At 46.5% G+C, this 7,397-nt stretch carries 7 protein-coding genes; 3 read left to right on the forward strand and 4 right to left on the reverse strand.

All coding sequences use genetic code 11. The features are described from left to right. Nucleotides 1-40: 40 nt before the first annotated feature. Together nadB and BACCELL_RS09190 are read right to left on the reverse strand one after the other, a co-directional pair. Nucleotides 41-1,612 (reverse strand): L-aspartate oxidase, encoded by a 1,572-nt coding sequence (gene nadB / locus BACCELL_RS09185; RefSeq protein ID WP_007211451.1) that lies wholly within the window; start codon nucleotides 1,610-1,612, stop codon nucleotides 41-43. Between the two features lie 77 nt (nucleotides 1,613-1,689). Beyond that, nucleotides 1,690-3,609 (reverse strand): tetratricopeptide repeat protein, encoded by a 1,920-nt coding sequence (locus tag BACCELL_RS09190; protein WP_044153734.1) that lies wholly within the window; start codon nucleotides 3,607-3,609, stop codon nucleotides 1,690-1,692. A 236-nt stretch (nucleotides 3,610-3,845) separates the two neighbouring features. Here BACCELL_RS09190 and BACCELL_RS09195 point away from each other — a divergent pair, with 236 nt between their 5' ends. The 3 genes from BACCELL_RS09195 to BACCELL_RS09205 all read left to right on the forward strand — a co-directional run bounded on the left by BACCELL_RS09195 (nucleotide 3,846) and on the right by BACCELL_RS09205 (nucleotide 5,488). Beyond that, nucleotides 3,846-4,190, forward strand: a complete 345-nt coding sequence (locus BACCELL_RS09195; protein ID WP_007211454.1) for a hypothetical protein — start codon at nucleotides 3,846-3,848, stop codon at nucleotides 4,188-4,190. A gap of 50 nt (nucleotides 4,191-4,240) precedes the next feature. Beyond that, nucleotides 4,241-4,651: a PH domain-containing protein gene (locus BACCELL_RS09200; protein WP_007211455.1), complete on the forward strand. Its 411-nt coding sequence runs from the start codon at nucleotides 4,241-4,243 to the stop codon at nucleotides 4,649-4,651. A gap of 63 nt (nucleotides 4,652-4,714) precedes the next feature. Then, the gene (locus BACCELL_RS09205; protein ID WP_007211456.1) at nucleotides 4,715-5,488 is read left to right on the forward strand and encodes a LytR/AlgR family response regulator transcription factor; all 774 of its coding nucleotides are present in this window, start codon (nucleotides 4,715-4,717) and stop codon (nucleotides 5,486-5,488) included. Between the two features lie 195 nt (nucleotides 5,489-5,683). Here BACCELL_RS09205 and bamG read toward each other — a convergent pair whose 3' ends face one another. Both bamG and BACCELL_RS09215 read right to left on the reverse strand, forming a co-directional pair. Continuing rightward, nucleotides 5,684-6,895: a BamG family beta-barrel-assembly machinery protein gene (gene bamG, locus BACCELL_RS09210; protein ID WP_026366932.1), complete on the reverse strand. Its 1,212-nt coding sequence runs from the start codon at nucleotides 6,893-6,895 to the stop codon at nucleotides 5,684-5,686. Beyond that, the coding region (locus BACCELL_RS09215) for a DUF4270 family protein (protein WP_007211458.1) at nucleotides 6,892-7,397 on the reverse strand (506 nt) is incomplete at its 5' end. The genes BACCELL_RS09215 and bamG, both read right to left, overlap by 4 nt.

Raw genomic sequence — 7,397 nt, forward strand, 5'->3', positions numbered from 1 at the left:
GCCGGGATGAATTAATTCCGCCAACGGGGGTGTCCTTATCCTATTTTTTTGCGTGCGGATAATCAATCGTATAGTGTAATCCTCGGCTTTCCTTGCGTTCTATAGCCTGGCGGGTAATCAGATATCCGACATTGACCATGTTGCGCAGTTCGCAAATTGCCCTGGATGCCTTGCTACGTTTAAAGAGGTCTTCCGTTTCCTCATATATCATATCCAAACGTACCCAGGCACGTTTCAGACGCAAGTCGCTTCGTACGATACCTACATAGGCTCCCATAATTTGGTTCACTTCTTTCATGCTCTGAGTAATAAGCACCATCTCTTCGTTGGTCACAGTTCCTTCGGCATTCCATTCCGGTATTTCGTGGTTGAACTCATAGCGGTCGAGTACGCTTAGCGCATGTTTGGCGGCAGCATCGGCATAGACAACCGCTTCAATCAAAGAGTTGGAAGCTAGACGGTTGCCTCCGTGAAGACCTGTGCAAGAACATTCTCCTACAGCATACAGGCGATTGATGGAAGATTCTCCGTTTAGGTTTACCTTGATGCCACCACAGAGGTAGTGTGCGGCAGGAGCTACCGGGATATAGTCTTTGGTGATATCGATACCTAAGCTGAGGCACTTTTCGTAGATATTCGGGAAATGCTTCTTGGTTTCTTCCGGATCTTTGTGCGTGACGTCCAGATATACATGGTCGTCACCGCGTTGCTTCATTTCGCTGTCGATGGCACGTGCCACGATATCACGCGGAGCAAGAGAAAGACGCGGATCATATTTCTGCATAAACTCTTCACCACCCATATTGCGTAATACGGCACCATATCCGCGCATCGCTTCCGTAATCAGGAAACAGGGACGGTCGCCCGGATGATAAAGCGCTGTGGGGTGGAACTGGATGAACTCCATATCCTGTACGAAACCTTTGGCACGGTAGACCATGGCAATACCGTCTCCGGTAGCAACCAGCGGATTGGTGGTGTTGCGGTAAACAGCACCTACACCTCCCGTAGCCATCAGCGTCACTTTGGAAAGGAAAGTATCCACTTCGCCCGTGTCTTCATTCAGCACATACGCTCCGTAGCACTTGATGCCCGGGGTATGGCGGGTTACGATGATACCCATATGATGCTGCGTGATGATTTCTACGGCAAAATGGCGGTTGAATATTTCGATATTGGGGTGCGTCTTTACGGCTCTGATAAGGCTTTCCTGTATTTCGGCACCTGTATTGTCTTTGTGGTGCAGAATGCGGAATTCGGAGTGACCGCCTTCTTTATGGAGGTCGAAGTCTCCCTTATCATTCTTGTCGAAGTCCACTCCCCAGTCTATCAGTTCTTTGATTTGTCCGGGGGCCTCGCGCACCACTTTCTCCACGGCGGCGCGGTCACTGATCCAGTCGCCTGCAATCATGGTGTCTTCAATGTGCTTGTCGAAGTTATCTACCAGTGTATTGGTTACTGAGGCAATTCCCCCTTGGGCGAAGAAGGTATTGGCTTCTTCCAGTTCCGTTTTGCAGATGAGTGCTACCTTACCTTTATGAGCCACTTTCAGAGCGAAACTCATGCCGGCTATACCGGAACCAATTACTAAAAAGTCGAACTCTTTAATCATATTTCGTATGTTTAAGTACTGCAAAGCTACAAAATAACTGGGTTGCTTGTACTTTTCCTGTATATTAATTCACGATTTTATGATAAGTACTGCTTTATAACCTCATCCAGTGACTCCTCTTTTGTAAGCTTTATTTTCTTACGCATACGCGAACGGATCATGTTGACACTACTCCGGTTGATGCCCATTATCAAGGCTATTTCGTCCGTACTTTGATTCATGCAGATGAGCATGGCCAGTAGTTCCTCGTTGCGGGTGAGTTGCGGATATTTCTCCCGCAACTTAGGCAAGTAAAGCGGATATATGGCGGCAAATGATTTTCTGAAGGTGTTTTCGTCTTCTTTACTGAGCAGACTTTGTCCGGTCAGTTGGCTGACGGTGCTCAGATTGTTGGCGGCCATTGCCTGCTCTATCTGTCCGGTCAATAGTTCGTTGTGCCGGTTCAGTTCTTGCTGACGGGCCATTAACTTTTGTATTTCCTGTTTACGCTTTTCCAATAACAGGCGATTCGCCTTCCTCTTAGTGATAAAATAGGCAATGGAAATGATAAGTAACAACAACAGTGCAATGGAGATGTATATATTGAAGAACAACTGATGTTGTTGCAGCTCTACTTGTGCGGAAAGCAACTTGTTCTCCTTCTCTTTACGCTCGGCATCAAACCGGATATTGGCGGCGGCAACGGCACGTATCTTTTCATCCAGATTCAGGGAGTCAGCGAAGAGCTGGTCTCGGTCGTAGCAACGGAAGAAGGCATCGTCCATTCTCATCCTCCGGTAGTAGTCCATCAGTATCTGGTTGGCATTCTTCTCTTTTCCGATCATGTCCATCCGGGCAAATCCACGGGCTGCCTTTTCTATAAGAGGTATTCCTTGTGAGGCCTTACCTGTCTCCAGCAGAGCACGTCCTAAATGAAGGTTCAGGTCATGCCTGGCCCATTGAGGCATGCGGGTACTGTCCGGACAAATGCTTACTGCAAGCTGCAATGCCTTTTGTACAGAGTCCGGATAGTCCAAATAGCTATCTACTGTGAGGACTTTGTTGACAAACACACCTTTAAAGCTTTCCTGTTCGGCTGAAGTTTTCCCGGCTCGGTCCAGATAGTAGAATACGGAATCTTTATCCTGGATTCTGCGGAATATTTCTGCACGATAGCGATAGAGATCGCCCAGTCCGAAGCTGTCCTTCAAGAGTGAATAGTATTGGGCTTTGGAATTCAGCTCTAAGGCACGGTCGTACATGCCCAGTTCGGCATAGAGGTTGGCCTGTTCGCCATAGGCTATCACTATATTAGGAGGGGCTATGCTATCATTATAGCTGTTGATAGCTTCCTGATTAGTGGCTACCGCTTTTTCGTATTCACCGATCAGGCGGTAATAGATGCCCAGTCGGGATATGATGCGGAGCATATTGTGGAATTTCCCTCCCTGATGGTAACATTCCATCGCTTTCTCCAGGAGTCGGATAGCTTGGGGAATATCGTTACCAGAATAGATATAAACTCCGCTGACAATTTCGGCTTGCGGAATGTAACGGTCGGCATCATCGTATTCGGGTAATTGCAAGTATTCGTCTGCCAGCCGGATGGCTGCCTCGTTGTCTCCGCACATCTGGTGCAAGCCTGCCCGCGCGGATAACAGTTCGTGTTTGCAATGTTGTTGCAGAAAGGGAGCATTGTTGAGGCTATCCAGATATTCTATACCGGGACGAAATTGCTTGCTGCCCAGATAACTGAAATAGAAGAAGTTGACCATCTGCCGGGCATATTTGACCATTGTATCTTTAGGCTCGGTATGATCTGCTACGGCCAGCAATTCGGATATCTTTTGTTTGCCTTCGTCAATGGCTGCCTGATGCTTTCTCTCTTTCAGTAATGTGTTCAGCTGTTGGATAGTCTGCTGCCATTGCTGTGTGTCCTGATTGCCTGAAGAATGTGGGGGGACGGTACAGGCTCCGGCTGACAGCATGAGGAGTAACATAAATGTTTTTATCTTCATAAGTTGGAGGTTTATTTGGTTTGCCGGACAAAGATACAATTCCATTTTAAAAAAGAAATAAGTGCTACCTCTATTTTTTTATGTTTTATTGAGCTTGATAATGAGAGAGATACATTTTTGTATATTGGATTGTACATTGGCTATTTATGGTTTAATCTTATAGTTTCTGCAAATTTGCAGTCTATAGAAGACTAACCAAATAATAAATTAAGGTGGAAAAGATGTCACGATTGTGTATGAAAGAAATCAGTAGGGCTTTGATAGAGATGATTTCCGATGAATCGCCCTATGCTTCGAAGGATATGCTTTGCGGAGCGCGTGGAGCCGTTTTCCGCGAGATATTTATTTTTCATTATCCAGACTTTATAGAGAAGGTGCAGAAGTTGGTTCCCGGTGCTACGAAAGATGAGGAATTGCTCTGTATGTTGATTGCCGTTGGGCAGTCGGTAGATGAGATTGAGCAACTGTTTTGTTTGCCGGCCGAGCAGGTGTATATGTTCCGTAAGTCGGTATGCTGGAAGATGAGATTGGAGGAAGAAAAACTGCTGGGTGATAAATTGCGGGAGATATTGGAAGGATAACTCCTGCTGTTCCGCAAAAATACCTATCTTAGCGGCAAAAACAGAACAAAATGAATCGTATCTTCCATGCCCGCATTGCTATAGGGCAATATTTGTTTTTAGTGCTGACAACGATTATCGTTATTTATGCCATGTGGATGCAGCATGCCGTCATGGCCGTCCTTTTTATGCTCCTGCTCGTCATCGCCATCGAGCGACTCATTCATACCACGTATACGCTGACCACAGACGACAGGCTCCTCCTTTTTTACGGACGCTTTTCCCGTTCGGAGGAAATATCCCTGAAAGACATTATCTCTGTGGAGCGGGCCTCGTCCATGAAAATAGGACGTTTCGCCGTGATGCGCTATGTGCTGGTGAAGTACGGAACGAGGGGGAAATGTGCCGTGCTGCTTCCGGTGAAGGAAGATATGTTCATAAAAACTCTTACGAATCGTTTAAATGAAGTGAAGAAATACTAATTCTCTATTCCCCTGTTGCAGCCTTCCCGAGAGTCGTCCGTCTAATTTCTAAAAATAAGAGAAATGATGATGAATTTGACTTGTGCTATTTTGCATGCCGACAGACAGGTGAGTGAACAACTAGAAGCGTTCATAGCCAAGACACCCTTTCTTGCTTTGTGTGGAAAGTACAATAATCCTATTGAGGCTTTGAAGGGTTATTATGATAATAAGGTACACCTTTACTTTGTAGGAATCGGGCAGGAAGAAACGGAGGGCATCAACGGGATGGAATTCAGTAAACTACTCTCTCCGTCCACCCGTGTCATATTTATTGCGGATACTCCCCGGTATGCCGCCGAGTGCTTTCGGCTGGACGCATTGGACTATCTGATATCCGAAGTCAGTTTTCCGGTTTTTTTCGAAGCGGTGAATAAGGCTTCGCGTTGGTTCAGCCTGAAAGGTGAAACGGGAATGCCGCTTACCGTTCTTCCCGAAAAGTCTCAGACGGAAACTTGCCAACCGGAAACGCTCAAGGTGATTTATGTGAAGTCCGACAATCGGATTTTCCGCTTGGATATATCCCGGATATCCTATATCGAAGGATTGGGTGATTATGTGAAGATTTATAGCAAGGACGAGCCAAAGCCTGTGCTGAGCTTGTGCACGATGAAGTATATGGAAGAGAAACTGCCTTCCGATGAGTTCATACGCGTCCACCGTTCGTTTATTATACGCAAAGACTGCATACGCATCATAGAAAGCAGCAAGATTGCTTTGGACAAGAGAAGTATTCCTATCGGAGAGGTTTACCGGAAGAAGCTGAAGAATTATATTGCTGATTATTCTGTTCTTTAACCTGTTGCGATGCTTGTTTCCGGAATTAGCTCACATCGGTACAGAGGTGGGGTATCTTCTCACTACGACTGAGGGTACTTCCCATTACGACTGAAGGTACTTCCCATTACGACTGAACAGGTGTTTCACTACGACTGAACTCAGTGGAACACCAAGTGTTTTATCACACAGGAAGTTATGCTTCTTGCATTACCCTTATTTCAGCTTTGCCCGTGATATTCTTTCTCCGAACGTAAGATTCAGATTTACGCTAAAACGACTTTCCTGCATTAGGCTACTACGTGAATTTATTTGTTTCCGCCAGGTGGCGCCCAATGAAAGATAAGAGTAACGAATGGGAAAACTCGCCCCGGCACTGATCTCCAGATACTTCATTTTTCCACCTCTCAGATTTATATAAGAATTGCTGAAACCTACCCCTCCCATTAGTTCAGTGGACCGGGGATAGCGTGGGTTTGTGGTATAAATTCCCCCGATATTCATCTTGTGCTGATTCTCATATTTCATGGAAGTGTAGGAGGAAGTGTTACGGCTCCAGTCCAGATAATTGTAGTCGGCGGTAACCACCCAACGTTCGGTAGTCATGGACACTCCGCTACCGATGTGCATGGGCAGGTATTGCGTCCGGCTATGGTAACTCTTGTCAAGGTTGTCGCTGGTAGAGGAATTACTATAAGTCAGATTATTGTCGTGGCTGATTTGAAGGGAGGGAGCAAATACTAACCCGGCCGCCCACTTCTGCCTTCCGGTAGTATTGAATTCATAATGTACTCCGAAGTCGGCGTAAAAGGCACGTTTGGAAGATTCATATTCCACAATGGCACTCTCCTGTGTTTCACTTTGAGTAACTGTTCCCAGTATGATGCCCAGATTCACACCTACCGACAGATTTTTGGTCAGTGCAAAGGCATTGGTAAGATAACAGCGGTATAAGCCTCCCGATCCTTCAAATAACGAATAAGTATAGCTTCCGGGCATTCCTTCCACCTCTTCTTCGGTCTGGATGACGTATCCTACACTGCTGTAAGGCGATGCACCCACCATGGCATACCAGCGCGGCAACACACGGAAGCCTATGCTGAAGCGGTTGGGATTGCCCATAAAGCTGGAACTGTGATCGTTCTGGAAAGAATAGCGGGCATACGAAGCCGATGCACCGACATCAAATATAAAGCAGGTGCTGTCCATTCGGGTGATGGCTGCCGGGTTCAGAGTGTTCTGGAAGCCGGGCTTGTTCAGGGCTATGCCGATATTGCCCATTCCGGCATAGCGTCCGCCGTCGCTGGTACTTAATTCACCTATTCCATACATGGAAGTGGGCAGGTTTGTGGTGTTTTGGGCTACGATAGAAAGGCTTGTTGCACATAAACTGCACAGCATAAGGGGAATTCGGTGGTGATGTTTCATTTTTCGTTGTATATTTTAAATCTGATATCTAATCTGCATTGTCTCTCCTGGTCGGGGTCGTTGGCAAAGATTATCTGATTGAAGGTCGTTATCATTTCATTGTCCGGCAGACTCAGCAGTAGTTTCTGTCGTTTGATGCCCCATGTGCCGAAGTTGTTGCGGATGAATTCGGTCACGTTAAAAGAGTAGTAGGTATCCCGCCCGAACATCTCGTCCACACTCAGATTGCCAGTCTGTACCGTTACGCCGTCGCTGCCATATACATAGTCTTCCAACACATTGTTTTCGTCCGTGATGTAGAGGCGGATATCTTCCGGTAGCTGGTTCAGCTTGTTATAGCTTCCGGCCTGCGGATAAAGGTAGAGGGTGGCGCTTTCTATGGAGACGATTTCTCCCGCATCCTGTAAATTGTTCAGATAGGGGAACTCTATCTGGTTGTAGAGCCCGGTTAGTCCCTGCATATACGCATGCTTGTCCAGATCGTAGGAGTGGATAAGGTTTT

The sequence above is a fragment of the Bacteroides cellulosilyticus DSM 14838 genome, assembly GCF_000158035.1.
GTDB classification, from domain to species: domain Bacteria; phylum Bacteroidota; class Bacteroidia; order Bacteroidales; family Bacteroidaceae; genus Bacteroides; species Bacteroides cellulosilyticus.

Excerpts from the sequence above, each read along its gene's own strand:
- nadB (WP_007211451.1), bottom strand. The coding sequence starts at position 1,612 with ATGATTAAAGAGTTCGACTTTTTAGTAATTGGTTCCGGTATAGCCGGC.
- BACCELL_RS09190 (WP_044153734.1), bottom strand. The coding sequence starts at position 3,609 with ATGAAGATAAAAACATTTATGTTACTCCTCATGCTGTCAGCCGGAGCC.
- BACCELL_RS09195 (WP_007211454.1), top strand. The coding sequence starts at position 3,846 with ATGAAAGAAATCAGTAGGGCTTTGATAGAGATGATTTCCGATGAATCG.
- BACCELL_RS09200 (WP_007211455.1), top strand. The coding sequence starts at position 4,241 with ATGAATCGTATCTTCCATGCCCGCATTGCTATAGGGCAATATTTGTTT.
- BACCELL_RS09205 (WP_007211456.1), top strand. The coding sequence starts at position 4,715 with ATGATGATGAATTTGACTTGTGCTATTTTGCATGCCGACAGACAGGTG.
- bamG (WP_026366932.1), bottom strand. The coding sequence starts at position 6,895 with ATGAAACATCACCACCGAATTCCCCTTATGCTGTGCAGTTTATGTGCA.